26 protein-coding genes and 1 tRNA gene are annotated in these 26,764 nt (G+C 74.8%); 11 read left to right on the top strand and 16 right to left on the bottom strand.

What is annotated here, in order from left to right; all coding sequences use genetic code 11:
* Positions 1 to 36: 36 nt before the first annotated feature.
* A complete protein-coding gene (gene metG, locus ACQ452_RS03770) occupies positions 37 to 1,839 on the bottom strand; it encodes a methionine--tRNA ligase (protein ID WP_433389733.1) in 1,803 nt (600 codons plus the stop codon).
* A 146-nt stretch (positions 1,840 to 1,985) separates the two neighbouring features.
* On the opposite strand from metG, the gene ACQ452_RS03765 reads away from it, so the two are divergent.
* A complete protein-coding gene (locus ACQ452_RS03765) occupies positions 1,986 to 2,885 on the top strand; it encodes a hypothetical protein (RefSeq protein ID WP_433389730.1) in 900 nt (299 codons plus the stop codon).
* A gap of 87 nt (positions 2,886 to 2,972) precedes the next feature.
* Here the strand turns inward: ACQ452_RS03765 and rsmI are convergent, their stop codons facing one another.
* On the bottom strand, positions 2,973 to 3,812 hold the full coding sequence (rsmI, locus tag ACQ452_RS03760) for a 16S rRNA (cytidine(1402)-2'-O)-methyltransferase (protein ID WP_433393966.1): 840 nt from the start codon (positions 3,810 to 3,812) through the stop codon (positions 2,973 to 2,975).
* A 93-nt stretch (positions 3,813 to 3,905) separates the two neighbouring features.
* Here rsmI and ACQ452_RS03755 point away from each other — a divergent pair, with 93 nt between their 5' ends.
* The 3 genes from ACQ452_RS03755 to ACQ452_RS03745 all read left to right on the top strand — a co-directional run bounded on the left by ACQ452_RS03755 (position 3,906) and on the right by ACQ452_RS03745 (position 8,211).
* Positions 3,906 to 5,660: a dolichyl-phosphate-mannose--protein mannosyltransferase gene (locus ACQ452_RS03755; protein ID WP_433389727.1), complete on the top strand. Its 1,755-nt coding sequence runs from the start codon at positions 3,906 to 3,908 to the stop codon at positions 5,658 to 5,660.
* Between the two features lie 565 nt (positions 5,661 to 6,225).
* Entirely contained in the window at positions 6,226 to 6,882 is a 657-nt protein-coding gene (locus tag ACQ452_RS03750) for a 4'-phosphopantetheinyl transferase family protein (protein ID WP_433389724.1), read from the top strand.
* Positions 6,883 to 7,092: 210 nt separating this feature from the next.
* Entirely contained in the window at positions 7,093 to 8,211 is a 1,119-nt protein-coding gene (locus tag ACQ452_RS03745) for a hypothetical protein (protein WP_433389722.1), read from the top strand.
* 87 nt (positions 8,212 to 8,298) lie between these two features.
* Here the strand turns inward: ACQ452_RS03745 and ACQ452_RS03740 are convergent, their stop codons facing one another.
* Positions 8,299 to 8,988, bottom strand: coding sequence for a hypothetical protein (locus ACQ452_RS03740; protein ID WP_433389719.1), 690 nt, complete (start codon positions 8,986 to 8,988; stop codon positions 8,299 to 8,301).
* Between the two features lie 231 nt (positions 8,989 to 9,219).
* Here ACQ452_RS03740 and ACQ452_RS03735 point away from each other — a divergent pair, with 231 nt between their 5' ends.
* Complete coding sequence (locus ACQ452_RS03735; RefSeq protein ID WP_433389717.1) at positions 9,220 to 9,696, top strand: hypothetical protein; 477 nt, start codon at positions 9,220 to 9,222, stop codon at positions 9,694 to 9,696.
* Positions 9,697 to 9,832: 136 nt separating this feature from the next.
* On the top strand, positions 9,833 to 10,690 hold the full coding sequence (locus ACQ452_RS03730; protein WP_433389714.1) for an NAD-dependent epimerase/dehydratase family protein: 858 nt from the start codon (positions 9,833 to 9,835) through the stop codon (positions 10,688 to 10,690).
* Between the two features lie 85 nt (positions 10,691 to 10,775).
* Here ACQ452_RS03730 and ACQ452_RS03725 read toward each other — a convergent pair.
* The 6 genes from ACQ452_RS03725 to ACQ452_RS03700 form a co-directional block, all read right to left on the bottom strand.
* A tRNA-Ala gene (locus tag ACQ452_RS03725) sits at positions 10,776 to 10,849 on the bottom strand.
* 207 nt (positions 10,850 to 11,056) lie between these two features.
* Positions 11,057 to 11,848 carry a divisome protein SepX/GlpR gene (gene sepX, locus ACQ452_RS03720; protein WP_433389711.1) on the bottom strand — a complete coding sequence of 264 codons (792 nt, stop codon included), beginning with the start codon at positions 11,846 to 11,848 and terminating at the stop codon, positions 11,057 to 11,059.
* A gap of 178 nt (positions 11,849 to 12,026) precedes the next feature.
* Positions 12,027 to 12,671 (bottom strand): GNAT family N-acetyltransferase, encoded by a 645-nt coding sequence (locus ACQ452_RS03715; RefSeq protein WP_433393964.1) that lies wholly within the window; start codon positions 12,669 to 12,671, stop codon positions 12,027 to 12,029.
* A 34-nt stretch (positions 12,672 to 12,705) separates the two neighbouring features.
* Entirely contained in the window at positions 12,706 to 14,019 is a 1,314-nt protein-coding gene (locus ACQ452_RS03710; RefSeq protein WP_433389708.1) for a molybdopterin molybdotransferase MoeA, read from the bottom strand.
* On the bottom strand, positions 14,016 to 14,978 hold the full coding sequence (locus ACQ452_RS03705; protein ID WP_433389705.1) for a UTP--glucose-1-phosphate uridylyltransferase: 963 nt from the start codon (positions 14,976 to 14,978) through the stop codon (positions 14,016 to 14,018). Before ACQ452_RS03705 ends, ACQ452_RS03710 begins: the two co-directional genes overlap by 4 nt.
* A 9-nt stretch (positions 14,979 to 14,987) precedes the next feature.
* Positions 14,988 to 17,276 carry a diguanylate cyclase gene (locus ACQ452_RS03700; RefSeq protein ID WP_433389702.1) on the bottom strand — a complete coding sequence of 763 codons (2,289 nt, stop codon included), beginning with the start codon at positions 17,274 to 17,276 and terminating at the stop codon, positions 14,988 to 14,990.
* 85 nt (positions 17,277 to 17,361) lie between these two features.
* On the opposite strand from ACQ452_RS03700, the gene ACQ452_RS03695 reads away from it, so the two are divergent.
* Together ACQ452_RS03695 and ACQ452_RS03690 are read left to right on the top strand one after the other, a co-directional pair.
* Positions 17,362 to 18,018, top strand: a complete 657-nt coding sequence (locus tag ACQ452_RS03695; RefSeq protein ID WP_433389699.1) for a 5-formyltetrahydrofolate cyclo-ligase — start codon at positions 17,362 to 17,364, stop codon at positions 18,016 to 18,018.
* 40 nt (positions 18,019 to 18,058) lie between these two features.
* Positions 18,059 to 18,466, top strand: a complete 408-nt coding sequence (locus ACQ452_RS03690; RefSeq protein WP_433389696.1) for an FmdB family zinc ribbon protein — start codon at positions 18,059 to 18,061, stop codon at positions 18,464 to 18,466.
* A 132-nt stretch (positions 18,467 to 18,598) separates the two neighbouring features.
* Here ACQ452_RS03690 and ACQ452_RS03685 read toward each other — a convergent pair whose 3' ends face one another.
* Entirely contained in the window at positions 18,599 to 18,793 is a 195-nt protein-coding gene (locus ACQ452_RS03685; protein WP_433389694.1) for a hypothetical protein, read from the bottom strand.
* A 618-nt stretch (positions 18,794 to 19,411) separates the two neighbouring features.
* On the opposite strand from ACQ452_RS03685, the gene ACQ452_RS03680 reads away from it, so the two are divergent.
* The gene (locus ACQ452_RS03680) at positions 19,412 to 19,738 is read left to right on the top strand and encodes a hypothetical protein (RefSeq protein ID WP_433389692.1); all 327 of its coding nucleotides are present in this window, start codon (positions 19,412 to 19,414) and stop codon (positions 19,736 to 19,738) included.
* A gap of 24 nt (positions 19,739 to 19,762) precedes the next feature.
* On the opposite strand, the gene ACQ452_RS03675 is transcribed toward ACQ452_RS03680, so the two are convergent.
* Positions 19,763 to 20,245: a DUF2231 domain-containing protein gene (locus tag ACQ452_RS03675; RefSeq protein WP_433389689.1), complete on the bottom strand. Its 483-nt coding sequence runs from the start codon at positions 20,243 to 20,245 to the stop codon at positions 19,763 to 19,765.
* A 191-nt stretch (positions 20,246 to 20,436) separates the two neighbouring features.
* Between ACQ452_RS03675 and ACQ452_RS03670 the strand changes: the two genes are divergently transcribed.
* Both ACQ452_RS03670 and ACQ452_RS03665 read left to right on the top strand, forming a co-directional pair.
* A complete protein-coding gene (locus tag ACQ452_RS03670) occupies positions 20,437 to 20,850 on the top strand; it encodes a Fur family transcriptional regulator (RefSeq protein ID WP_433389687.1) in 414 nt (137 codons plus the stop codon).
* Between the two features lie 78 nt (positions 20,851 to 20,928).
* Positions 20,929 to 21,786 carry an oxygenase MpaB family protein gene (locus ACQ452_RS03665; protein WP_433389684.1) on the top strand — a complete coding sequence of 286 codons (858 nt, stop codon included), beginning with the start codon at positions 20,929 to 20,931 and terminating at the stop codon, positions 21,784 to 21,786.
* Positions 21,787 to 21,902: 116 nt separating this feature from the next.
* Here the strand turns inward: ACQ452_RS03665 and ACQ452_RS03660 are convergent, their stop codons facing one another.
* The 5 genes from ACQ452_RS03660 to ACQ452_RS03640 form a co-directional block, all read right to left on the bottom strand.
* The gene (locus ACQ452_RS03660) at positions 21,903 to 22,745 is read right to left on the bottom strand and encodes a RecB family exonuclease (RefSeq protein WP_433393962.1); all 843 of its coding nucleotides are present in this window, start codon (positions 22,743 to 22,745) and stop codon (positions 21,903 to 21,905) included.
* A gap of 137 nt (positions 22,746 to 22,882) precedes the next feature.
* Positions 22,883 to 23,497: a MarC family protein gene (locus tag ACQ452_RS03655; RefSeq protein ID WP_433389682.1), complete on the bottom strand. Its 615-nt coding sequence runs from the start codon at positions 23,495 to 23,497 to the stop codon at positions 22,883 to 22,885.
* 40 nt (positions 23,498 to 23,537) lie between these two features.
* Positions 23,538 to 24,404, bottom strand: a complete 867-nt coding sequence (locus ACQ452_RS03650; protein WP_433389680.1) for a PHP domain-containing protein — start codon at positions 24,402 to 24,404, stop codon at positions 23,538 to 23,540.
* A gap of 44 nt (positions 24,405 to 24,448) precedes the next feature.
* Positions 24,449 to 25,666 carry a hypothetical protein gene (locus ACQ452_RS03645; protein ID WP_433389678.1) on the bottom strand — a complete coding sequence of 406 codons (1,218 nt, stop codon included), beginning with the start codon at positions 25,664 to 25,666 and terminating at the stop codon, positions 24,449 to 24,451.
* 56 nt (positions 25,667 to 25,722) lie between these two features.
* Positions 25,723 to 26,763: a SigE family RNA polymerase sigma factor gene (locus ACQ452_RS03640; RefSeq protein WP_433389675.1), complete on the bottom strand. Its 1,041-nt coding sequence runs from the start codon at positions 26,761 to 26,763 to the stop codon at positions 25,723 to 25,725.
* Between the last annotated feature and the right edge of the window lies 1 nt (position 26,764).

Here is a 26,764-nt window from a genome sequence, read left to right as displayed (position 1 = left end):
CCTGTCGGGTCGCGCCCGCCGGCACGGGGTGGGCGGTCAGCCCGCCAGGCGGGCCAGTTCCTCGTCGACGATCGACGGGTCGAGCTTGCGGAAGACGGGCTTCGGCGCGGCCAGCGGCCGACCGGCCTCAAGTGGGACGGACTCCCAGCGCGCCCCGACGGTGTAGTCGCCGGTCAGCACCGGGTACGCCGGCCCGCCGTCGAGGTCCTCGACCTCCTCGACGACCGGCATCGGAGCGTGCACGCCGGTGCCCCCGAGCTGCTCGTGGACCTTCTGCGCGGAGTGCGGCAGGAACGGGGTGAGCAGCGTGTTGGCGTCGCTGACCACCTGGAGGGCCACGTGCAGGACGGTGCCCATCCGCGGCTTGTCGTCCTCGCCCTTGAGCTTCCAGGGCGCCTGCTCGGAGAGGTACCGGTTGGCTTCGGCGACCACCTTCATGGCCTCGCCGATGGCCTGCTTCTGGCGGTGCCGGGCGATCAGGTCACCGACCGTGGTGAAGCCGGCCCGGGCGACCGCGAGCAGTGCCTCGTCGGCCTCGGTGAGCCCGGCCGGGTCGACCGGCGGGATCGCGCCGAAGTTCTTCGCCGCCATGGAGACGGACCGGTTGACCAGGTTGCCCCAGCCGGCGACCAGCTCGTCGTTGTTGCGGCGGAGGAACTCGGCCCAGGTGAAGTCGGTGTCATTGCTCTCCGGGCCGGCGGCGGCGATGAAGTAGCGCAGCGCGTCGGCGTCGTAGCGCTCCAGGAAGTCCCGCACGTAGATGACGACCCGCCGGGACGAGGAGAACTTCTTCCCCTCCATGGTCAGGTATTCGCTGGAGACCACCTCGGTGGGCAGGTTGAGCCGGCCCAGCCGGCCCGGCTCGCCGTCCCGGCTGCCCTCGCCGGAGTAGCCGGAGAGCAGCGCCGGCCAGATCACCGAGTGGAAGACGATGTTGTCCTTGCCCATGAAGTAGTAGCCGCGGGCGTCCCTGCCCTCCCCGTCGGCGGACCAGTACTTCCGCCAGGCCTCGGGGTCCCCCGAGCGGCGGGCCCACTCGATGGAGGCGGACAGGTAGCCGATCACGGCGTCGAACCAGACGTAGATGCGCTTGTCGGGGCGTTCCCGCCAGCCGTCGAGCGGGATCGGCACCCCCCACTCCAGGTCGCGGGTGATGGCCCGGGGCTGGAGGTCGTCGAGCAGGTTCCTGGAGAAGCGCAGCACGTTGGTCCGCCAGCCCTCGCGGGTGTCGAGCCACTGTCGCAGCACGTCGGCCAGGGCGGGCAGGTCCAGGAAGAAGTGTTCGGTCTCGACGAACTTCGGGGTCTCCCCGTTGATCCGCGACTTCGGGTCGATCAGGTCGATCGGGTCGAGCTGGTTGCCGCAGTTGTCGCACTGGTCGCCGCGGGCGCTGTCGTAGCCGCAGATGGGGCAGGTGCCCTCGATGTAGCGGTCGGGCAGCGTCCGGCCGGTGGACGGCGAGATCGCCCCCATGGTGGTCTTCGGGACGATGTAGCCGTTGCGGTACATCCCCTCGAAGAGTTCCTGCACCACGGCGTAGTGGTTGCGGGTGGTGGTGCGGGTGAACAGGTCGTAGGAGAGGCCGAGGCCGTGCAGGTCCTCCACGATCACCCGGTTGTAGCGGTCGGCCAGCTCACGCGCGGTGACCCCGTCGGCGTCCGCCTGCACCTGGATGGGGGTGCCGTGCTCGTCGGTGCCCGACACCATGAGCACGTCGTGCCCGGCCATGCGCATGTACCGGCTGAAGACGTCGGAGGGAACGCCGAAACCGGAGACGTGGCCGATGTGGCGCGGGCCGTTGGCGTACGGCCAGGCGACTGCCGCGAGAACGTGACTCATGACCACCAAGCCTAGTGACCCGCCCGTGGTGACCGCGAACCAACTGCGGTGCGCGGGTCCCCGGCCCGACGACGCGCCGCTATTTGCCCGATTTGCGGCCGACACGCGGCCTGGGCTGCCACTCGGTGCCCCGGTAGCGGGGTGCAATGGACGTCGTGACTGGCAGACGAGCGGCCCAGGATCGTGACGACCACCCGTCCGGCGCCCCGGACGTCCCGGGTGGCGGCACGCGCGTCCCGGGTGGCGGCGTCGCGCCGCATCCCCGCGTCGTCCCGGCCGCCGCGCCGCCGGAGGCGCCCACCGCTGAGCCCGTCGCGCCCGCCGTCGAGGTGGAGGCCACGACCGGGGCGCCGGTCGACGCGCTGCCGCGCCGGGTCCCGGTCCGCCGGGGACGTCTCCCCACCGGGGGTACGCCGGGCGGCGGCACTCCGGAGGACGACGGGGGCGCGTGCTGGCTGCCGATCGAGGAGGTGCACTGGGACGGCACCCCGATCCGGGAGGAGCCGAAGCGGCGCCGGCCGCCCCGGCCCGGCGTTGACCGGCGTACCCCGCACCCGCCCGACCCGCTGCCGGGGCTGGCCGTGCTGCTGTCGTTGAGCCTGGTGGCGACCTTCTTCGCCTGGGTGAGCGCGGGGCCTTTCTGGTTGGCGGTGGGGCACGCCACGCGGGGCACGGCGGTGATCGTCGACTGCACCGGGGCGGGACTCGCCCAACGCTGCCAGGGCACCTTCACGCCCGCCGACCGTTCGTGGGTCGCGCCCGGCGTACGCGTCAGCGGGGTGGCGGCCGAGGACGCCGCGACCGGCACGAGGCTGCCGGCCCGGATGACGGGCCCGGACAGCGGCACCGCGTACACGGACACCGGCGCGACCGCGCACCTGCGCTGGCTGCTCGGGCTGCTGGTGGTGCTCGGCTGTGGGGTCGGGATCGCCCGGTGGACCGGGGCGACGCGGCTCGCCGACCCGGGCAACCGCCGGTGGGCGGTGGCCGGCGCGGTGGCCGGCCCGCTGGTGATCACCCTGGGTTTCCTCGTCGCCGCCTGGTGACCGCCCGGCTCGTCGTCCGCCCCGGGAACCGCCGCCGTGGTTCCGCCCGGCTCGTCCGCCCCGGGAACCGCCGAAGGCTGCCGCCCGTCAGGCGTGCACGACCGTGTAGACGTCGCGTCGGCGCAGGCCGTACCCGGTGGCGACCTCGGTGATCGCGTCCCGGCGGGACAGACCGGCGGCCTCCCGGTCGGCGACGGCGGCCCGCAGCGTGTCATCGTCGGGTCGCTCCGGCGCCGACTCGGGGGCGCCGGCCACCACCAGGGTGATCTCGCCGCGCGGCTCCTTCTCGGCCGCCCAGTCGGCCAGCTCGCCGAGGGGGCGGCGGACGACCTCCTCGTAGGTTTTGGTCAGCTCACGGCACAGCGCGGCGGGCCGGTCGGGGCCGAACGCGGCGGCCAGGTCGACGAGTGCGGCGGCGATCCGGTGCGGCGCCTCGAAGAGGACCAGCGTCCGTGGTTCGGTCGCCAGCGCCCGCAGGCGGGAGCGGCGGGTGCCGGGGCTGCGCGGCAGGAACCCCTCGAAGCAGAACCGGTCGCAGGGCAGGCCGGACAGGGCCAGGGCGGTGGTGACGGCGCTGGGGCCGGGCGCGGCGGTGACCGGCACGCCGGCGTCCAGGGCGGCGGTGACGAGCCGGTAGCCCGGGTCGGAGACGCTCGGCATGCCGCCGTCGGTGACCAGGGCCACCAGGTAGCCGGCGGTCAGCACGTCGACCAGCTCGGGGGTGCGCCGCTCCTCGTTGCCCTCGAAGTAGGAGACGATCCGGCCGCCGACGGTGACGTCGAGGTCCCGGGCCAGCCGGGTGAGCCGGCGGGTGTCCTCGGCGGCCACCACGTCCGCGGCGGCGAGGACCTCGCGGAACCGGGCGGAGGCGTCGGCGGGGTTGCCGAGCGGCGCGCCGAGCAGGACCAGGCGCCCGGTGTCGGACATTTCACCCACGAGATGCAACTCCTTCGTCGACGGCGGCACCGGTATCGGAGGCGACGGGCGCCACCGGGCACCTTCGCAGCCTACGATCGCCGGGTGACGAGTGCGTCGACAGCACAGAGCGCGGAGCAGGCGGGAGCGGATCCCACGCACGGGAGCCCGCCCGTGGGGGCGGATCCCCGGCACGGGGTCCCGCCCACGGACGAAGGCCCGCCCTCGGCCGGCGGCGGGGTGCCCGGCGTGGTCCGGCGGCGGCTGGCCACCGTCGAGGCCCGGGTGGACGGCCGCTCCTGGCTGGCCACGGGCGTGATCGTGGCGATCGCGGCGATCCTCCGGTTCGTCGGCCTGAGCCACCCGCCGGGCAAGATCTTCGACGAGACCTACTACGCCCGGGACGCCTGGGCGCTGGTCGACAAGGGCGTCGAGTGGAACTTCAAGGACAACGGCCCGTCGTACGTGGTCCATCCGCCGCTGGGAAAGTGGCTGATCGGGCTGGGTGAGTGGGCCTTCGGCTACTCCGACGCCGAACACGGCATCTCGGTGCCGGGGCATTTGATGACGACCGCCCCGGAGTTCGGCTGGCGGTTCTCGGCGGCGGTCGTCGGCACCCTGTCGGTGCTGCTGCTCGTGCGCGTCGGGCGGCGGATGTTCCACTCGACCGTGCTCGGTTGCGCCGCCGGCCTGCTGCTCGCGCTGGACGGCTTCCACCTGGTGCTGTCCCGCACCGCGCTGCTCGACATCTTCCTGCTCTTCTTCGTGCTGGCCACGTTCGGGGCCCTGGTGCTCGACCGGGACGCCCGGCGCCGCCGGTGGGCCCGCGCGCTGGACGCCGGCCTGGACCCGAGCCGGCCGGGCCGGGCCGGGCGACCGGCGGGCGGCTGGCGGAACTGGCCGTGGTGGCGGCTCGCCGCCGGGGTCCTGTTCGGCTGCGCCTGCGCGGTGAAGTGGAACGCGCTCTACTTCCTGCCCGCCTTCGCGCTGCTGGTGGTCCTCTGGGAGGTGCGGCTCCGCCGTTCCGTCGGCGTACGCCGGCCGTGGCGCGACACCCTCCTCGACGAGATGCCGTGGTTGGTGCTGGCCGGGGTGCTGATGTTGCTCACCTACGTCGGCACCTGGTCCGGTTGGCTGCTCGGCGACGACGGCTACTACCGGCTCGCCGAGAACTACCCGAACGCCCCGCTGAGCGACACCCCGGTGATCGGCGCGCTGAACAACCTCATCGAATACCACAAGGCCGCGTACGGCTTCCACCGGACGCTGGACGAGCCGCACAAATACCAGTCGTGGCCGTGGCAGTGGCTGCTGCTCGGCCGGCCGGTCGCCTTCTACTACGTCGGCGAGGGGTCCTGCGGGGCGCCGAGCTGCGCCTCGGAGGTCCTGCTGCTGGGCACGCCGCTGCTCTGGTGGTCGTTCCTGCCGGCCCTGGTGGCGCTGGCCTGGCTGGGCCTGGCCCGGCGGGACTGGCGGGCGGGGGCGATCCTGCTGGTCGTGGCGGCCGGCCTGCTGCCCTGGTTCTTCTTCGCGCTCGACGGCCGGACGATGTTCTCCTTCTACACCGCCCCGGCCCTGCCGTTCCTGGTCCTGGCGGTGGTCTACGTGCTCGGCGCGATCGTCACACCGGCCGGTCCACCGGGGGCGACCGCCGGGTCGTCCGGCGGCACCGGTCCGTCCACGCAGGGCGGGGAGGTCGACGAGGCCCGGGAACGCCGGCTGGTCGGCGGCATCATCGCGGCGGCGTACGTGCTGCTGGTCGCGCTCTGCTTCGCATACTTCCACCCGATCTTCGTCGGGAAGGTGCTGCCGTACGCGGAGTGGTCGGCGCGGATGTGGCTGGACGGCCGCTGGATCTGACGGACGCGGCACCCGCCGCTCGCCCGGCGAGCGGGGCGGCGGGTGCACGGATACGGGCCCGCACGCGGTGGCGTGCGGGCCCGTACGACGAAGGTGCGCGCCCCGATCGCCTGCCACGGGGGAAGCGGGCGATTGGGGCGCGCATCAAGAGCTTAACCACCCCGTACCACCGGCACAATGGGTCGACTTCGGTCAGATTTCCGACTATGCCCCATAGAACAGATGGTTCACATCCGACATCTTACGGATCGTCATACGGCACAAACGGTACGGATTGCTGGCGCCTCCGGTTTCACAGTCCGCGGCCGGATCGTCACCGTGCGGCGCGCGTCGGCTCGCCACGGCCGGTGCGACGCCCCCGCCCGGAAAGCGGCCCGCTCTTCGGGGGACGGTCCCGCCGGCGCAGTTGCGCTACGTTCACCAACCATGGCCGTCGCGACGCTCACCGGGGACCGGATGCCGACCCCACCATCCCGGCAGCGCCGCCGCCGGGCGGCAACCGGGACGGGCCGGCGCCTGCCGCACCACCGGGCGGGCGCGTGGCCGCACCCGCGGGGAGGCCGCGATGCGTGACCTGCTGCCGCCGGCCGTGGCGGTGGCCGTGGCCGGGACGGCGGACTGGACGGGTGAGCTGCTGCCGGCCGAGCGGGCCTGCCTGAGCGAGCGCGCCGTCCAGAGCCGCCGCCGCGACTTCACCGCCGGGCGGGTCTGCGCCCGCCGGGCGCTGGCCTCGCTGGGCGTACCCCCGGTCGCGGTGCCCTCGGCGGCGGACCGGTCGCCGGTCTGGCCGGCGGGCGTGGTGGGCGCCATCACCCACACGCAGGGCTACTGCGCGGCCGTCGCGGCGCGCACCGACGAGATCCGGTCGGTCGGCGTCGACGCCGAGGGGCACCGGGAGCTCGACGCGGGCGTACGCCGGCTGATCTGCCTGCCCGAGGAGAACGAGCGGTTCGCGCGCCTGCCGGCGGGGGTCTCCTGGCCGGCGGTGGTGTTCAGCGCCAAGGAGACCGTCTACAAGGTGTGGCACCCGGTCGTCGGCACCTGGCTCGACTTCCACGACGCCCGGGTCGAGCTGGACCCGGACGCCGGCCTGTTCACGGCCCGGATCAACGCCGTCCGGTTGGACACGTCCCCGGTGCCCGACCCGCCCGCGACGATCAGCGGACGGTTCAGTGTCGACGCCGGCCTGATCCGCACCGCCGCCGTACTGCTGCCCCGCTGAGCAGTCCCTCGACGCCCGCACCGCGCTCCCGCCCGACGATCTGCGCGGGGTGCCCGGCTGCGCAAACCGGTCCGCCGCCGCCCCTTCGCCCCGGAGAAGGGATCCGAACAGGGGACAGCGCGGCGTCGCCCGACACGCAAGGATGGTCCGTTGTCCGCGCACGGTAGCGTCAGCCGCGTTTGCCGTCGTCGCCACGTGCCTAGGAGTCCGGTGAGTCACCCCCAGCCCCCGTACGGGCCGCAGGATCCGAACCAGCCGAACCCGGAGCCGCAGCCCTACCCGCCGGCCCCGATGCCGCAGTTCCCCGCCGAGCAGGGCGGCTACCCGTCGTCGGCGTCCGGCAACCCGCAGTCCGCGGGGGATCCGTGGGCCCCGCTCCCGCCCGTGCCGCCGCAGCCGCCGTCCGGTGATCCGTGGGCCGCCCCGCAGCCGCCGTCCGGTGACCCGTGGGCCGCCCCGCAGCCGCCGGTCTCCGGGGTCCCGCAGCCCCCGGTGTCGGGCGCGTCCGGCGAGGGGTGGGCGCAGCCGCCGGTCTCCGGGGGTCCGTGGTCCGCCCCGCACCAGCCGACCTCGGGCGTGCCGCAGCCGCCGGTGTCCGGCACGCCGTATCCGCCGGTGTCCGGCACGCCGTATCCGCCGGTGTCCGGCACGCCGTATCCGCCGGTGTCCGGGACGCCCGGCTACCCGCCCGCCGGGCCCGGTTACTCGTTCGGGCCGCCGCAGCCGGTCGCCCCGCAGAAGAAGAGCAACAAGACCGTCCTGATCATCGTGGCGGTGGTGGCCGTCCTGGCCCTGCTCTGCTGCGTCGGCGGCGTCATCGCGCTCGTCGCCGGGGCCAACAGGGCGGCCGACGACCTGGAGAAGGCCATCCCCGCCCCGGCGACCACCAACGTGGCGCCGCGTGGCTCCTCCGCGCCGGCCCGGGACGGCGAGACCTTCAACCTGAAGCCCGGCGCCACCCTGGTCGTCTCCGACGACGAGGGGACCATCGAGATCACGGTCACCCGGTTCACCACCGAGACCAAGGGCTGCCGGACGTACGCCCCGGACCCGGACAAGGGCATGTACCTGATCGCCCACGTCACCGCGACGGTGACCAAGGGCACGAGTTCCATCAACCCGTTCTACTTCCAGTGGGTGGCCGCCAACGGCACCACGGCCAACGGCCTGGCCAGCGCCCTCTCGGGCTGCGGCGACACACTGAACTCCGGCAACGACCTGCGCGAGGGCAGCAAGCGGGCCGGCACCGTGGTGTTCAACGTGGCCGACAAGAACGGCGCGCTGGAATACCAGCACAGGTTCAAGACGGCCGGCTCCTGGAAGCCGTGACCCGAGCCCGGTGACGGGAGGCCGGTCCCTGAGGGGGCCGGCCTCCCGTCTTTCCTCCCGGTGGTCACCGGCCGTCCCGGCTCGTCGTCACCGGCCCTGTTCGAGCAGGTCCGCGACCGTGCTCAGCGGCGTCACCAGGGACCACACCAGGGCGGGATCGTCCAGCCGGCCAGGCCGGTAGGTGATCAGTTCCGAGCCGCGCACGCTCCACGCCGGCACCGCCGCCGCCAGGTGCGCGGCGACCAGGGCCGGCCCGACCAGCGCCTGCTGCCCGGGGGTCGCCGCGCCCACCTTCCACTGCCGGTCGAACTCGGGGTTGCCGGTGGCGTAGGCGTCGCTGCCGAACAGCGCGCGGCCGAGCCGCGAGAACGCGCGGCGCGGCCCGACCGCGAGAGCCGGCAACGACCGCCGCAGCCACACGAAGGAGACGACGTACGTGTGGGTCTGCGAGTGAGTCGTCTGGTTGCCGTCCGCACCGGTCGAGGTGTGCGTCTCGGTGTACGCGTATTCGGCCACGCCGACCGGCCGTCCGTGCATCGTCCCGGTCAGCGCGAACCGCACGCCCCGACGGCTACGTCCCGGCACCCGGTCGATCCAGCCCACCTGCGGGTTCTCGGTGAAGGTCCACCCGTGTTGGGCGGCCCACCGGCGCCAGGAGTCACGCCGCTCACGCTCCCGGCGGTGGGCGAGCACCACCAGCGCGATCAGTCCCGCCCCGAGCAGGAGGGCGAGGCCGGCGCAGCCGCCCAGCCAGAACACGGTCGTCGCACGGTCCACGGGCGGCAGCGTAGCGACCGTCCACACCCGACCGGGCAGGTCCGCCCCGCCGCTTCGACGGGGCTGCCGGCGGCGGCGAGGACCCGAGCCGGGCACGCGGGGCGAGGTCGCGGGGTCGGGGTGGTGGTCGTACGCGGTGGGCGCCGAGCAGAGGCGCCCACGTCCCCGTCCGGCCCTGTCCGCATACTTGGCCGGCACCTCGGAGAACCTCCCGGCAAGAAGGCGACACACATGACGAAGCAGCGCAGGCTGTCGGTTCCGATCACCGCACTCGTCGCGGTGCTGGCCACCCCGGTCGCGTCCTGGTGGCTGGTCGGCGACCTGACCGACGACAGCATCGTCGCCGGGGAGACCGGCGTGAGTCACGTGATCCGGCCGGTGAGCCTCGGCCCGGTGGGCGATCCGCTCGTCGGCGTCCTGGCCTGCGTCGCCGTCGTCGTCGGCCTCGCCTGGCTGGTCCGGGCCACCTCGAAGCGCCGGCTGGACGCCCGCTGGTGGTGGGTGTTGGCGCCGCTTGTCGCGGCCGGCGTGCTCGTCGGTCTCGCCGGGCGGGTGCTGACCGCCGGGGTGGTGGACGCGAACATCGGCGCCGGCCTGGCGCTCATCGTCGGCGGCCCGGTGCTGCTCGTCCTGCTGACCGTGGCCGCGGCTGCCGCGCTGCACCTGCGCCGGAGCCGAGCCAGGCACGATCACAGCGGGACCGCCTGAGCCGGCGGTCCGCGCGGCTGAAGGCGCCAGCCGGCGTGTGCGGCCGGTGCCCGAGCCGGCGTACGTGCTCGGGCCGGCCCTGCCCCCGCGATGGACGTGGCGAGACATGTCGGTGCGTGCCGCCACACTGTGAGGCATGAGTTCACGTCTGGGCACGGTCGTCGTCACCGGCGCGGCAGGTCGGATCGGGTCGGTGGTCCGTCAACGGTTGCGCGCCGAGGTGCGCCAACTCGTGCTGGTCGACCGGCTTCCGTTGCGTCCGCAGTCGTCGGTGGAGCGGGCGGTCCGCCTCGACGTGGCAGATCTGGACGCGATGGTCGCCGCGTGCGAGGGTGCGGACGCCGTGGTGCATCTGGCGGGGCTGCCGGACGAGGCGCCCCTGGCAGACCTGCTCGACAGGAACGTGCTGGGCACCTACCACGTGCTGGAGGCTGCGCGCCGGCAGCATGTGGGACGAGTCGTACTGGCCAGCAGCAACCGGGTCACCGGCTGCTATCCGGTCGGGCAGGTCGTCGCGCCGGACGCGCCGGTCCGGCCCGACGGCTTCTACGGGGTCGGCAAGGTCGCCGTCGAGGCGCTCGGACGCCTGTACGCGGACAAGTTCGGGTTGTCGGTGGTGTGCCTGCGCATCGGCAGCTTCGAGGACGAACCAACCGAGCCCCGGCACCTCGCGACGTGGCTGAGCCCGCGTGACTGCGTCGGCTTCGTCCGCGCGGCCATCGTCGCCGCCGATGTCCGCTTCGTGACCGCCTATGCCGTCTCGGCCAACACCCGCAGGTTCTGGGACACCGCCGCCGGGGCTCAGCTCGGCTACCTGCCGGTGGACGACGCGGAGAGTTACGCCGGTCGGATGCCCGGTTCAGCCGTCCCGCACGACCCCGCCGCCTTGCAGGGCGGCGTCTACGCCAGCCCGGCATACTCCCTGCGACACGTCGTGGCGCCTCCTCCGGCCCTGCTGAAGGACGGCGGCACCGGCAGTGCGACACCCGCTTGAGCGTTTTGGCGGGGCTGCCGTGGGCTGGTGCCTCACGGGATCGGGAAAGGCCGTCCCCGACGAACGGAAACGGCCTTGAACTGGGTGGAGTTGAGGGGATTCGAACCCCTGACCCCCTCGATGCGAACGAGGTGCGCTACCAGACTGCGCCACAACCCCTCCGCCGGCGTACCGGCATCGGTCCCACCCGGCTTTCACCGGGCGGGCCGGCGCCAAGGTTAACAGGTGCGCCGGCCTCGCCGCGAATCCACCCCCGCGCGGCGAGATCTTGGCACGAATCGGCCCCTCCGGGGGCCGAAAATCACCAAGATCTCGCCAAACAAGATCCACAGCGCCGTCGGAGAAGATCCACGGCCGGGATCGGAGTCAGGGCGAGTGGGAGGTACGACCGGACTGGTAGGGGCGACCGCGCAGGCCGCCGGAGCGCCGGTAGGAGACCGAGCCGCCGTTGACCGCCGCCGGCAGGTCGGCCGGACGGTCCAGGCCCATCGCCGCGCGGCGTACCACCTCGCGCTGGGCCGCCAGGCGGCGCTGCGCGTCCCGGCGGGCCGCCTGACGGCGGGCCTGTTCCCGCCGCACCTCGGCCTGCCGGGCGGCCAGCCACGCCGCCTCGCGGGCGCGCGACCGACGCCGCCGGCGGTCCGCCACCGCCAGCCGCCGCAGGTGTACCACGTACGCGGCCAACAGGGCGGCGGTGACTCCGAAGCTGATCCAGAATCCGGGGCTGACCACGATCACGCCGATCAGTTCGACGAAGTTGAGCAGCAGCAGCGCGGCGAGCACCCGGCGGCGGCGATAGACGGCGGGGGTGTGCTGCCGGCGGGGCGGCGGGCGGCGACGCCCCTTCCTGGGGGCCGGCGGCACGGCGCGCAGCCGCTTCGAGCGGCGGGCGGCGGGGGGCGCGGAGACCGGCGCGGAGAGACCGCCCGTGTCCGCGTTCTCGCTCAACGTGATCACGAGGGTGCGGGGCGGATGCACCGGCTGCCGACCCGGCACAGTGCGGCGACGCCGGCGGCGCTGGAGTACCCGCGCCGTCGACTGCGCCCGCTCCGCCACCAGCCGCTCGGTGGCGTCGTACCGGCGGACCAGCGCCGGGGCGAGGGCGAGCAGGCCGGCGGCGGCGAGGACGGCGAGGAGCACCGAGGTCGGCACCCTCACCCCTCCCGTCACCGAATTCGGAGCAACCGCCATCCGGCCGCATGATCTTCCACCGGTGGTGGACGGGAACGCGGATCGTACGGATGGAGCAGCGCTTGCCACAGCTTGCAGTTACTTGAGGTTACGGGCCGCGGACGCGGATGCTGACACGCCGCGCCGATCCCGTGCGTGGGACGGCTCACCCGGCGGTGGTGCGGATCCGCCGCCAGCGGGCCAGCAGCCCACCCTCGGCGGCGGCCTCCTCGCTGGTCATCGCGTATCCGATGTGGTCCCGCCACGCACCGTCAATGTGCATGTACCGCACGTGGTACGCCTCCTCGCGGAAGCCCAGCTTCTCCACCACCCGGCGGGACGGCCGGTTCTCGGGGCGGATGTTCACCTCGACCCGGTGCAGCCCGGCCACGTCGAAGGCGTGGTCGACGGCGAGCGCCAGCGCGGTGGGCATGACGCCGCGACCGGCCACCCGGGAATCCACCCAGTACCCCACGTACCCGGAGCAGAACGCCCGCCGCACGATGTTGCCGACGTTGAGATGGCCGACCAGCCGCTCCCGGCCACCCTCGCGCAGGCAGACGGCGAACGGCAGCCCTTCGCCGGCACGCGCCGAGCGGCGCTGGTCGCGGTGCACCCAACGGAACGCGGCCGGCGAGTTCAGCTCGTGCCAGCCGCCCGGCACCGACGACTCCCACGGCGCCAACCACTCCCGGTTGGCCCGGCGCACCTCCGACCAGGCGGCGGCATCCGAACGCCGGTAGGGACGCAACAGCACCGGCCCGTCGACCAGCTCCGCCGGCCATCCCGGGACGTTTTCCGGATTGAACAGGCTCAACACGACGTCCGTTCCCCCCGCCTCGCGCTCACCGGCGCCGGTCCAGCAGGAGGACGTCGACCGTGGACCCGGCCGCCGCGCTGGTCACCCGCTCGCCGAGCACCATCAGCCCGTTCGCCTCGGCCAGCCCGGAAAGGGTGTACGGGCCACCGTTGAGCGGCTGCACAGTGTAGCCCCCGCCGCGCCGCTCGGCGACGTGCGCGGGGCGGAACTCGCGCAGCCCCGCCGGGGAGGAGATCGTCTCCAGCAGGTGCGCGCGGACGCTGGGCCGGAACACCGGCTCCGCCCCGGCCAGCAGGTTGATCGCCGGGCGGGCCAACACCTCGAAGCCGATCAGGGCCGAGCCCGTGTCACCGGGCAGGCAGACCACCGGCACCTCCTCCGCGCCGACCGTGCCGAAGCCGAGCGAGGTGCCGGGATAGAGCGCGACCTCGGTGAAGGTGACCGGGCCGGCCCGGCCGCCCTCCCGCCGGGAGAGGACCCGACGCACCATGTCCCCCGGGCCGGTGCCGGTGCCACCGGTGGTGATGATCAGATCGGCCCGCAGCGTCTGGTCCTCCAGCAGCCCGCGCAGCCCGTCCGGGTCGTCGTCGCAGATGCCCACCCGGTATGCCAGGGCCCCCACCTCGGCCGCGGCGGCGGTCAGCGCGTGCGAGTTGGCGTCGACCGTCTGGCCCGGCTGGCTGCCCCTGCCCACGTCGACCAGCTCGTCGCCGGTGGCCACGATGACCACCCGGGGGCTGGGCCGGACCACGACGTGCCCGATGCCGGTCGCGGCGAAGACCGCGACCAGCGCCGGCGACACGTAGGTGCCGGCCCGGGCCAGCAGGGTGCCGGCCGGCAGTTCCTCGCCGGCACGGCGCACCCCGTACCCCCGTTTGGGGACGCTGAAGATCTCCACCGCGGCCATGCCCTGGTCGGTCCACTCGACCGGGACGACCACGTCCGCGGTGAGCGGCAGCGGCGCACCGGCGGCGACGGAGAAGCACGCCCCGGGGGTGAGCCGGACGGGCCGCCAGCTCGCCGCGCCGAGGTCACCGACGACGTTGAGCCGCACGATGCGCCCGCCCGGCCCGCCGGACTGCGTCGGCACGTAGCCCATGCTGCGCCCGCCGCCGGAAATGTCCTCCCAGCGTGCCGCGTAGCCGTCCACGGCCGCCTGGTCGAAGGCCGGGAAGGAGTGCGGCGCGACGACGTCCTCGGCGAGGACGTTGCCGTGCGCCTGGGTGAGGTCGAGGTCGAGCGGAGGCAGCGCGCGTAACCTGCGCAGCACGCTGCCCAGGTAGTCGGCGAGCGGCGTCAACTCGTTCGCGGCCGCCTCGGCGTCGGCCGACGCCGTCATGTACCAGTCACGCCCGACGCGTCGGAGTTGACGAATCCGGTCAGCCAGGCGCGGAACTCGGCGCCGAGGTCGTCGCGCTCGACGGCGATCTGCACCACCGTCTGGAGGTAGCCCAGCGGCATGCCGGTGTCGTAGCGGGTGCCCCGGTAGACGATCGCGTGCACCGGGGTGCCCTCGCTGCGCAGCAGCTCCATCGCGTCGGTGAGCTGGATCTCTCCCCCGCTGCCGGGCTTCGTCCGCCGGATCGCGTCGAAGATGCTGGCCGGCAGCACGTAGCGGCCCAGCACCGCGAGGTTGCTCGGCGCGTCCTCCGGCTTGGGCTTCTCCACCATGCCGGTGACCCGCACCACCTCGCCGATGTCGGTCAGCTCGGACTCCGCCGGCTCCACCGAGGCGATGCCGTAGCGCTTCGTCTCGGCCGGGTCGACCTCGAAGAAGGCCAGGACCACACCGCCGGTGCGCGCCTGGAGCTCCAACATGGCCGGCAGCAGCGGCTCGGACTCCTTGACGAACTCGTCGCCCAGCAGGACCGCGAACGGCTGGTCACCGACGTGCGACTCGGCGTAGCCGACGGCGTGGCCCAGGCCGAGCTGCTCGGGCTGGCGGCAGGTGTAGATCTCGGCCAGCTCGCTGGGGGCGCGTACCGCGGCCAGCCGCTCGGCGTCGCCCTTCGCCTCCAGCCGCGCCTCCAGGTCGGGGCGGCGGTCGAAGTGGTCCACCATCGACGTCTTGCCCCGTCCGGTGATCAGCAGGACGTCACCGATGCCGGCCTGGGTGGCCTCCTCGACGATGTACTGCAACACCGGCCGGTCGACCACGGGGAGCAGCTCCTTGGGCACCGCCTTCGTGGCCGGGAGGAACCGGGTGGCCAGTCCGGCCGCCGGAATGACGGCCTTGACCGCGCGGGAGCGACCGGTTGCGGCGGTCGCCGTTGAGGGGTTCGCTGAGTGCTCCGACATGTCGCGAGACTATCGGCCACGGCTCTGCCGTGGCGGGTGAGGACCGGAAGACGCGCCGCCACAGGGACCTGGCCCCACCGGGCCGGGGCCGGTGGGCGCGCCCCCGGGGTCGGCGTCGGCCGGATCCACCGCTTCGGTACGGGCCCGCACCGGCTGGCGGGGCGCGCCGGCGCGCGGCATGCCGTCCTCGGGTGTGCTGGCCGAGGCGGGTACGGGAATCTCCCGCGCCGGCGTCTCGGCCCGCGCCCCGGCGAGGCGCCAGGTGTCACGACCCGCGGCCTTGGCGGCGTAGAGCGCGTCGTCGGCGGCATCCAGCACCTGCTGCCCGGTGCCGCCGTGATCGGGATGCACGGCGATGCCGATGGAGACGGTCACCGCGATGGCCACCGCGGCACCGCCGTGCCCGTCGGCGGTGATGGGGTTCTCCCGGATCGCCGCGCCGAGCCGCTCGGCGACGATCGCCGCCCCTCGGGCGTCGGTCTCCGGCAGCAGTAGCACGAACTCCTCCCCACCCTGCCGGAAGGCGAGGTCGACCTCGCGGATCTCGCCGCGCACCCGGCGCGCGAACTCGGCCAGCACGGCGTCGCCGGCCGTGTGCCCGTGCGTGTCGTTGACGTCCTTGAACCGGTCCAGGTCGAGGGCGAGGACGCTGAGCATCCGGCCGAACCGGCTCGCCCGCTCGACCTCCCGGCGGATCGACTCACGCAGGTAGCGGTAGTTCCACAGCCCGGTGAGCGGGTCCGTCAGCGAGAGCCGCTGCGCCTCCTCGTGCACCCGCACGTTGTCCACCGCCACCGCGGCGTGCCCGGCGAAGGTGCGCAGGGTGACCAGGTCGTCGTCGTCGAACTCGTCCGCGCCGAGGCGGTCGTAGAGGACCAGCACGCCGAGCGCACCGACCGGTTTGGCCGGCTCCGACCAGGGGCGGGCACCCGGCCCGTCCCCGTGGGGACCCGCCCCGTCGGTGCGGGCGGCCTCGGGCGGGCCGGCCGTGCCGGGGGCCGCGAACGGCACCGCGATGTACGTCCGGCAGTGCGGCTCCCCCGGCGGCCCGGTGGCGGGCTCCACCCGGCCCCGGCAGGGCTCGCCGGTCACCACGACGGCGCCCACCACGCCCCCGGCCAGCGGCACCTGTGGCGGCCCCGCCCGCTCGTCGGTCCCGGCGGGATCGGCCAGTCCCTCGGTGCACTGCGCGACGAGCACCCCGCCGTCGTCCACCAGCAGCACCGCCCCCGCGCGGGCGCCCGTCGCCGCGATCGCGCTGTGCAGGATCACCCGCATGATGCGTTGCAGGTCGTGCGTGCTGGCCAGGGTGTCCCCCAGCACCGCGAGGTGCCCGCGTAGCTGGTCGCGGCTGCTGGTCAGCGCCGCCACGTAGGTGCCCGTCTCTCGGGTCATCCGATTGAACGCGCCGGCCAGCCGGCCGATCTCGTCGCGGCTGCGCACCGGCACCCGGGCGGTCAGGTCACCGCGGGCCACCCGGTCCGCCGCGCCCGCCAGCTCGCCCAACGGCCGGGTGGTGACCCGGGCCAGCCGCCAGGCGGCCACCACGGCCAGCAGGGCCGCCACCAGCACCGCCGAGGCCAGGGCGGCGTAGAGCCCCGGCGGTCGTTCGCTGGGCACCGACAGCACCAGCGACAGGGGCTGCCCGCTGGACGGGCCGACCAGGCGGACGTACCGGCCACCGGGGGTCTCGGTGACCCGCTCGCCGTCGAGGGTGCCGGCGGCGGCGAGCACCGCGTCGCGTGCGGCGGTCGGCTCGGTGCTGTGGGCGAACCGGGTGGGCGCCCCGACATCGACGACGAGGGTGACCGCCACCCCCGTCACGGCCGCGAGGCGGGCCACGAAGGCCGGGTCGACCGGCTGCGCGGCGGTGATCGCGCCCAGCGGCCCGCCGGCCTGGTCACGCAGGTCGGCGCGGGCCGCGAGCGCCCACACCGGCCCGGGCGCCGGCGGGTCGGCGCAGTCCCGCCAGGGCGCCGGCGGGCCGCCGGGCGTGGCGTAGGTGACCCGCTCGTCGACGTCGGTGACCCGCACGGCGGCCGCCAGACCACGGCGGACCACCTGACTCGCGACGGCGGGCCGGTCCCCGGTGAGGGCGACCGCGTCTGCGGCGGCCCGCAACTGCTGGCAGAGGGCGTCGACGGAGGTGCGTACGGCTGCGGCGGCCACCGCGAGCCGCTCCGTCGACCGGCTCGCGTCGACCGCCGCCACGGTCGCCCCGACGAACATCACCGCGAGCACCACCGGGCCGAGCGCCACCGCCAGGAAGGCTGTGGTCAACCGCCCGCGTAGCGTCACTCGGTCCCCCCGGAAGTTCCGCCGCCGTTGCTTGCGATGCTGACACAGAGCCACCAGGTGACGAACGTTGCGTCAGGAGTGTTGCGTGCCCGATTTTTCTCATGGAGCGGAAGAAGCGAAACGGGCGGCGCGCGCCGCCGTCCTCGCCCGCCGTCGGGCGTTGGACGCGTCGCGGCGGGCCGACGCCGCCGGGCGCGTGCAGGCCGGGCTGGTGGCTCTCGTACGGCGGCTGCGCCCGCTCCGGATGACCGCGTACGTGCCGGTCGGCTCCGAACCGGGCGGGCCCGACCTGCCGGCGGTGCTGCACGCGGCGCTGCCGCCGGGCGGGGAGTTGCTGTTGCCGGTGCTTTGCGACGACCTCGACCTGGACTGGGCCGCCTGGAGCGGGCCCGCCGGACTGGTGGCTGCCGGACGGGGTATGCGCGAGCCGGCCGGGCCGCGACTGGGCCGCTCGGCGGTCGCCGGCGTGCCGCTGGTGGTGCTGCCGGCGCTGGCGGTGGACCGTCAGGGCCGACGGCTGGGCCGGGGCGGCGGCTCCTACGACCGGGCGCTGGCGCGGGTACCGGCGAGCACGCTGACCGTGGTGCCGCTGCACGACGGCGAGTTGGTGGAGGCCCTTCCCGCCGAGCCCCACGACCGGCCGGTACGCGCGGTCGTCACACCCGCCGACGGCCTGCGTACGCTGGACGACGCCTCGGGTGTCGCGCCACACACTTCCGCTGGACGAATCCGGGGGCGATGACGCACCATTGGCACTCGAATACGTCGAGTGCCAACCGGCCGTGCCAGATCCGGAGGAGAACGTGCCCACCTACCAGTACGCCTGCACCGCGTGCGGTCACCAACTCGAGGCGGTGCAGTCCTTCTCCGACGCGCCGCTGAGCGAGTGCCCCGCCTGTGAGGGGCGGCTGCGGAAGGTCTTCAACTCCGTCGGCGTCGTGTTCAAGGGTTCGGGCTTCTATCGCACCGACTCGCGCTCGTCCGCCTCCGAGGCCGCGAAGAGCGGTGGCGCCGCCAAGCCGGCCAAGTCCGACTCGTCCTCCGGCGGCGACTCCGGTTCGTCCGCCGCGTCCTCGGCCTCGTCGTCGGGGTCTTCGGGATCCTCCGGCTCCTCGTCGAGCACGGGGGGCTCCTCCTCCGGCAGCGGCGGGGGCAAGGCCCCGGCCGCCAGCACCACCGGCCCCTCCTGACCCACACCGCATCGGCCCGGGGCCGGGCTCAGCTCCGCCCCGGGACCGTGCGGGCAGCCAGCCCAGCCTCAACCTGCCCCTGCACGACGCCCCGGCTCCGCACCGGCCTTGATCCCGCCCGGCGGTTATCGCTCACTCCCAGTGCGGGGGACGCTCCGCGAGCAGCCAGTCGTCGTTGCCGCCTGGGCGCTCGCCCCAACCCCGATCCGTGTCGTCGGCCGTCTGCTCCGGCAGCACCACGAAGTCGTCGCTCAGGTCGACCGTGCGATCGTCGGCGTCGCGTACCGCCGCCAGGCCCGGATCCTCGCTGATACTCACGAGCGGCAACACTAGCGCAGCCGCGACCCGCTCAGCGGCCTCGGAACGGCAGGAGAGCAGGGCTCACTCGCACAGCACCCCGCGGCGCGGGGTCCACCGCGCAAGCCGCGAGAGTCCCGAGTGCGCTTTCACTGCGCTTTGGAGCTGATGTCGTAACCGACTCACGCACACTCGCCGTCGCGAGAGACGAATGACGTACCGCGCACCGCCCAGCGCATGATCGTGCACCGGTAGCAAGGCATCGAACGGGCGATGGCCCGCCGCCGCGAGCCGGCGGAAGCCTGACCCCGAGAAGGACGCCCCATGGTTGGTGTCGGAGCCCGGTCCCGGTGACCACGCGGTGAACGGCGGCCGGTTGGGCAGCCGCTGTCGTGAAAGTGCGTGGAACCGCGTCGCGTTGCGGTTCGACCGGGGCAGCAGCCGGCAGGCAACGACGACATCGGCGCCGGAGGGCCTGCGAGCAGCACGACGACAGGGCCTCCCAGCAGCATGGCGACCGGCGCACGACGACCGGTGGTGACGGTGGCGACAGGGCCGGAGCCCGAACCGTCGACCCGACGCGGCCCGGCAACCCACCCGCCGCGTCCAGCCGGCCGGCCGGCTTGCGCGTTGGTAGCGTCGGACGGCGTGACGACCCCCACCTCCGGCGGTTCCCCGGACGAGTACTGGCGGCGGCCCGACACCTCGCCCGAGCGGCCCGCCGCCGGGCCGGCGCCGGTCCCGGCTCGTGGAAGCGGCTATCCGGGTCCGCCCCCGAGCACCCCACCGCCGGCCGGTTGGCGTCCGCCCGTATACCTGCGGCCACCGCCGCCGCGCCGGCTACCGCCGCAGGACATGGCGGAACTCGACGTCGCGGAGCAGCGGGCGCAGCGACTCACGTACGGCGTGGGCACGCTCGCCGGGGTGGTGCTGGTGATCCTCGTCTGCGTGCTCTGTTCCCGGCTCCTGTTCTGACCGCCGAGAGTAGGAGGCCGGACGTCAGAGAGTGTTACCCCAGACGGTCTCGGCCCCGGAATGCCCGGTGAGGTAGACGTAGAGGAGGCTGACGACGCCGAGCGCCACCACCACGACGGAGAGCACCGGGGTCACCCAGGACGGCAGCTTCGGCACCCGTGGGTGCCCGCTGGTCGCCACGAGCAGCAGCAGCGCCGCCACGGCCAGCGGCAGCACCCAGCGGAACAGGATGTCGCCGTAGCGCGAGTGCGTCAGGATCTGCTCCAGGATCGGGCCCTGCATGCCCCGGGCCACGAAGGCGTCGTTCAGCTCCTCACCCGACTGGACCGCGACGAAGGCCGAGGCGGGCGCGACCACAGCGAGGATCGCCACCGCCCAGTCCAGCCGCGACCGGAACCGGGGCAGCGCCACGTACGCGGCGGAGAGCAGGGCCAGCAGCGGCACGAGCACCACGACCGCGTGCACCACCAGCACGTGGGCCGGCAGGCCCAGGATCTCCTTGAACATCGAACCTCCGGCGGTACGCGGTCGGGGGGATGCCAGCGTACGGCGCACCGGCCGCCGCGCCCAGCGCGTACCGCTCGGCCAGCGGCCCGGCAACCAGGCCCCGGAGGCCGGCCGGGTGGCCCCCTGTGTCCGGCGCCACCCCGGCCCGGAGGCCGGTTGTCGGTCCCCGGCCCGCGTGCTGTCATTGGCGCATGCCCGGTGGCGAGGAACTGCTGCGGTCGAGGGGCCTGCGGGTCACCCGGCCGCGCCTCGCCGTACTCGACGTGCTGGCCGGCGGCGGCCACCTTGAGGTCGACGAGATCACCCGCCGGGTCCGCGAGCGCCTCGACTCGGTCTCCACCCAGGCGGTCTACGACGTGTTGGGCGCGCTGTCGCTGGCCGGGTTGTCCCGGCGGATAGAGCCGGCCGGCAGTCCCGCCCGGTACGAGGCCCGGGCCGGGGACAACCACCACCACGTGGTCTGCCGGGGCTGTGGCGAGATCGCCGACATCGACTGCGCGGTCGGTAGCGCGCCCTGCCTGGACCCGGACGTCGCCCACGGCTTCGAGGTCGACGAGGCGGAAGTCACCTTCTGGGGCCGCTGCCCCGCCTGCCGGGCCCGCTGACGGCTGACAGCCTGCGGGAACCAGACCCCGCGCGGCTCACTGCCGGCACGCCGCGCCGGGCCGTGGCACGCTTGGTCGGTGGACTCCGATGACCTCGGTCTCTTCGGTCCGGGTTCGGTCACGTGGAAGGTGCACGAGGAGCCAATCCTGATCGTCGCCGGCCTGCGTTCGCTCTACCTTCAGTCGCTGCATCCCCGGGCCATGGCCGGGGTCGCCCAGAACAGCAACTACCGCTCCGACGCCTGGGGCCGCCTGGTACGCACCGCCACCTACGTGGGCACCACCATCCACGGCACCACGGCCGAGGCGGAGGCCGCCGGGCTGCGGGTGCGCCGCCGGCACGCCCGCCTGCGGGCCACCGACCTGTTCACCGGCGAGGAGTTCCGCGTCGACGACCCCGGGTTGCTGCGCTGGGTGCACGTCACCGAGGTCGAGTCGTTCCTCGACACGGCCCGCCGGGCCGGCCTGCCACTGACCCCCGCCGAGATCGACGGCTACTACACCGAGCAGCGGCGCTCCGCCGCCCTGGTCGGCCTCGACCCGGAGACGGTGCCCGGCACGGCCGCCGAGGTGGCCGACTACTACCGGCGGATCCGCCCGGAGCTGCGGATGACCCGCGAGGCCGCCGAGACGGCGGTATTCCTCACCGCGCCGCCGATCCCGTGGAAGCTCAGCATGCCCGCCCGGATCGGGCTCAACCTCGGGCCACCCCGATGGGCGTACTTCGGCATCGCCGCCACCGCCCTCGCCCTGCTACCAGCCTGGGCCCGACGGATGTACGGCGGACTGGGCCTGCCCACCACCGCCCTCTCCGCCGACCTGAGCGTGCGGGCGCTGCGGCTCACCCTCGCCACGGTGCCTCGCCGATGGCTGGAGGGACCGTTGCAGCAGGCCGCCAAGGAACGCGCCGCCCGCCTCACCGGCACCGCCGCCTGACCGCCCCGCCACGGGCCGGAGGGCCGCCGGCGGCCGTGCCACCCCGCCGGCGGAAGGCCTCGACGCGTTTCCGGGGAGGCGCCGGCAAGGCGGCCGGCACCGGGTCGACGATGCGGTCAGCCCTGGCCGGGCACCGGGTCGACGGCGCGTTCGACGGCCGCCCACGGCTCCTTGCCCGGCACCTGCGCCCCCGCCGGGCAGACGCGCCGGTAGTCGCACCAGCCGCAGCGCGGGCCCGGCGTGGTCGGGAACGCCTCGTCGGGGTCGCCCCCGTCGGCGACCGTCCGCTCGGCGGCCATGATGTCGCGGGCCGTCTCCTCCGCACGGCCGAGCTGCCGGGCCAACGACTCCACGGTGTGTTCGTGGGCGGCCACCGTGCCGGTCGGCAGGTGGTGCAGCTCCACCCGCCGGCAGGGCAGTCGGAACACCCGCTCGGCGGCGTACGCGTAGAGCGCCAGCGCCTGCGAGCCGCGCGCGTCGTCGGCGTCCGACCCGCTGCGGCCCGTCTTGTAGTCGACGATCACCAGCTCGCGACCGTCGGGCCCTGTGCGGGAGTCGATCCGGTCGGTCCGGCCGTTGAAGGCCAGCACGGCGGTCTTGACCGCCACCACCCGCTCCACGCCGAGCGGGTCGGACCCGGGCTCCAGGGTCTCGACGTAGGACTCCAGCCAGCCCAGAGCCCGCCGGTAGGCCGCCCGTTCCTGCTCGTCGTCGCGGTAGCCCTCGCGCACCCAGGTGCCCTTGAGCAACGCGGCGAGGGCCTCCGGCCGGCGCCGCTCGGGGCTCAGGGCGTACCAGTTCTTCAAGGCGGTGTGCACGCTCGCACCGAGCGAGTTGTGCGCCCACGGCGGGCCCTTCTGCGGGGCCGGACGATCGACGTAGGAGTAACGGTAGCGCCGGGGGCAGTCGGCGTAGGCGCCGAGCTTGCTGGGGGTGCACACGAAGAGCCGCTCCGGCATGCCGTCGAAGCCGAGCTGCTCGGGCTGGCCGCCCCGGGGCCGTGGCGCCCGGCCGCCGCCGGTGGAGGATCGTCCCGCTGAAGAGGCTCGTCGCACCCCTCGATCCTGCCATCCGCCCCCGACAGAACCGGCCGCGGTCAGGCCATGTCGACGTACTGCCGCACGAACGCGGCGACCGCGTCCGCGATGAGCTGCACCGCGATCGCGGCCAGCAGCAGCCCGGCGATGCGGGTCAGCACCTCGATCCCGCCGGGGCGCAGGATCTTGACGATCCCGCCGGAGAACCGCAGCACGACCCAGACGGTGGCCATCACCGCGATGATCGCGGCGGCGATGGCCGTGACGTCCGCCCCGCCGTCGGCCTGCTGGACGAAGAGCATGGTGGCCACGATCGCGCCGGGGCCGGCGAGCAGCGGCGTGCCCAGCGGCACCAGGGCGATGTTCGAGGTGGTCTGCTGGCTCGGGTCGTCGGCCTTGCCGGTCAGCAGCTCCAACGCCACCAGCACCAGCAGCAGGCCGCCGGCGGCCTGCAACGCCGGCAGGTCCACGTGCAGGTAGTCGAGCAGCGTCTGCCCCGCCACCGCGAAGATCACGATCACGCCCAGCGCCAGGGCGACGGCCTGCCAGGCCGCCCGGTGGCGGTCCCGCGCCGGCAGCGGCCCGGTCAACGCCAGGAAGATGGGCATCATGCCCGGCGGGTCGACGATCACCAGCAGGGTCACGAAGACCTCGCCGAACAGCTTGGCATCCACGTGATCAACGTAGTCGGGCCGCTGGCAGCGGAAACGCGGATCAGCCGGAAGCGACCCCCGTCACGCCGCGCGCCTCTGCGACGATCCGCTCGTACGCCTCCGGGGCGGTGGTGAACGCCCCGAGCCGGACGCTCTTGTGGGTGCCGTGGAAGTCCGACGACCCGGTCACCAGCAGCCCCAGCTCGCCGGCCAGGGCGTGTACGTGCGCCCGCTCGGCCGGGGAGTGGTCCTCGTGGTCGGCCTCCAGCCCCGCCAGTCCGATCGCGGCCAGCTCGGCGATCAGCTCGTCGGGGGCGACCCGGCCCCGACGGCTGGCCAGGGGGTGGGCGAGGACCGGCACGCCGCCCGCCGCGCGGACGAGCCGGACCGCGCGGAAGACGTCGATGTCCTCCTTCGGCAGCCGGTAACGCTCGCCCAGCCAGGCCGCCCCGAACGCCTCCGCGGTGGTGGTCACCAGGCCGGCCCGGATGAGCGCCTGCGCGATGTGCGGACGGCCCACGGTTCCGCCGGCCGCGCCGGTCAGGATCTGCGGCCAGCTCACGTCGATCCCGTCGGCGCGCAGCAGCGCCACGATCCGTTCGCCCCGCTCCTCCCGGGCGGCGCGCACCCGGGCCAGTTCCGCCACGAGTTCCGGGGCCTCCGGGTCGAACAGGTACGCGAGCAGGTGCAGCGACAGCGTCGACCGCTCGCCGTACCAGCGGCAGGAGAGTTCCGCGCCCCGGACCAGGCTGAGCCCGGTCGGCAGGGCCCGCAGGGCCGGCGCCCAGCCCGCGGTGGTGTCGTGGTCGGTGATCGCCACGACGTCCAGTCCCGACTCCGCCGCCGCCCGTACCAGCTCGGCCGGGCTCAGGGTGCCGTCGCTGGCGGTGGAGTGGGCGTGCAGGTCGATCCGCGGTGCCGCGCTCATCGGCCCGACGCTACCGGGCGGCCCACCCGGGCGCGCGGGCGCGGTCAGGGACGGTGGCCGTCGACGACCGGCACCGGGCGGTCCCCGGGAGGCAGGCCGGCCACGGGTGCGGGCAGGGCCGCCTCGCCGCCGAGCACCCGGCTCACCTCGACCCGCACCAGGGCGCCGGCGCCGTCGGAATAGTGGGCCGTCCCCCGCGGCGTCCAGGCCACCGGCCCGGCCACGGGCGGGCCGGCCGGGCGGCCCGTCGGCGTGGAGGCGAGCCGGTCCAGGTCGACAAGCAACGCCCGGTGCTTCCCGCCCGCCGTCCCGTTCGCCAGGAGCCACCGCCCGTCGACGGAGATCCCGCCGGGACCGTTCCCGTCCAGCCTCGGCCCGCAGCCCGTGCGCACCGGCGCGAGGTTGCGGGCCGGGTCGAGCAGGGCGACGCAGGGCCGGCGGGGGGTGCCGGCGGAAACCAGCGCGACAGCCAACCCGTCGGGGCGGGTGCCGTAGACGTGCAGGGCCTGGTCGTCCGCGTCCCGCGGCGGGCCGAGCGCCGGACGCCACAGGGCATGGCCGGGCCGGGCCGGATCGGGCCGGACCAGGACGGCGTCGCCGACGAAACCGACAGGCACCGCGCCGGGAGCAACCGGGGTGCGGGTCGCGGCGACCACCTGCGTGCCGACGACGCCCGCGAGGACCAGCTCCGTCCCCTCCCGCCAGGACACCTGCCGCCCGTCCGGGCTGAGGACGATGTCCCGGGCCCCGGCCAGGAGCAGGTTCTCCGCCCCGTACGGCAGCACGATCCACAGCGAGCGGCCGGCCGTCGTCGGCGCGCCCACCACCGCCCAGCCGGCCCCGCCGGGGAGCCGCTGGGCGCGCTCGGCGGCGGGGGCCACGTCGGGCAGCGCCAGCCGCCGCCCGTCGGCCGTCACCAGCGCGTCGTCGAGGATGAGATCCACCTCGCTCCGCCCCGGTCCGGGCCCCGGGCCGGCCGACAGCCGACCGGTCGGCCCCGGCAGCGGCGAGGCGTACGGGTCGCCGAGCACCACGGTGGGGGGGCCGGCCCGGCGGCCCGGCTGCCCCAGCTGCATCATCCCGGCGCTGACCGTCACGGTGGCCACGGCGGCGAGCGCCACCCCGACCAGCGCCCGCTGGCGCCGGGACCGGTCGGCCCGCCGGATCGCCAGTCCGGCCGGATCGGCGACGAGCGGACGGGCGAGGGCGACCCGGCGGGCGAACGTCTCCCGTACGGCCTGCTCCAGTTCGTCCTCGGTCACGGCGAGTGGACGCCTCGGGCCGTCCGTCCGGTTGTCAGCAGGGCCGGCCGGAGGGTTCACCGCTGCTCCCCGGCGCCGGTGCCGGCCGGTACGCCCGGGTAGGCGGCCTGCCGGCCGCGCCGCTCGTCGGGGTCGGCGCGTGGCGTCCCGCGCCCGGCCCGCGCCCCGGAGGCCGCGGACACCGGCTCTCGCGCCGGCTCGACGGCCGGTTCGACGCCGGCAGGGGCGGCCGGGGCGGCGGTCGGCTCGGCGGTGGGCGCGTAACGCCCGGCGGCCGGCGTGGCAGGTGCCCCGTCCGCCACGGGCGCTGGCTGTGCCCCGTCCGGCGACGGCGCCGGCCGTGCCGCGTTCGCCGCCGGCGCCGGCCGTGCCGCGTTCGCCGCCGGCGCCGGCCGTGCCGCGTTCGCCGCCGCGACCACGGCCGCCGCGTCCGCGCCCACCACCATCGTCGGTGCCCCGTAGGCGGCCGGCGACCGGGCCGGCGTGCCGCCGGGGGCCGAGGCGGGCCGGGCGCCGCCGCCGGGCCGGCCGCCGCCGTCGCCGCGCCGCGGGGTCGGGTCGGCCGGGGTGGGAGCCGAGCCGAGCCGAGCCGGCAGGCCGGGGGCGGCCTCGGCGCCCATCCGGCGGCGCAGGGTGCCGAGGGCGCGCGAGGTCTGGCTCTTGACCGTGCCGGGCGAGATGTTGAGCAGGGCTGCGGTCTGCGCCTCGGACATGTCCTCGTAGAAGCGCAGCACGAGCACCGCCCGCTGCCGGCTGGGCAGCGCGCTCAGGTGTCGCCAGAGCAGGTCGCGGTCGAGTTGCCGCTCGATCTCGTCGACCCCGGCCCGCTCCGGCAGCACCTCCGTGGGGCGTTCACCGTGCCAACGCCGCCGCCACCAACTGGTCGAGGTATTGATCATGACCCGGCGGGCGTACGGCTCGATCGCCTCGATCCCGCCGAGCCGCTTCCAGGCCAGGTACGTCTTGGTCAGCGCGGTCTGCAGCAGGTCCTCGGCGGTGGCCCAGTCCCCGCTGAGCAGGTAGGCGGTGCGCAGCAGGACGCTGGAGCGGGCCGCGACGAAGTCGCGGAACTCCTCCTCCAGGGGGTCCCTGTTCACC

This window comes from Micromonospora sp. KLBMP9576, assembly GCF_050941805.1.
Lineage (GTDB): Bacteria > Actinomycetota > Actinomycetes > Mycobacteriales > Micromonosporaceae > Micromonospora.
The sequence above is the reverse complement of the archived record's forward strand: the minus strand, read 5'-3'. Positions and strand labels throughout refer to the sequence as shown.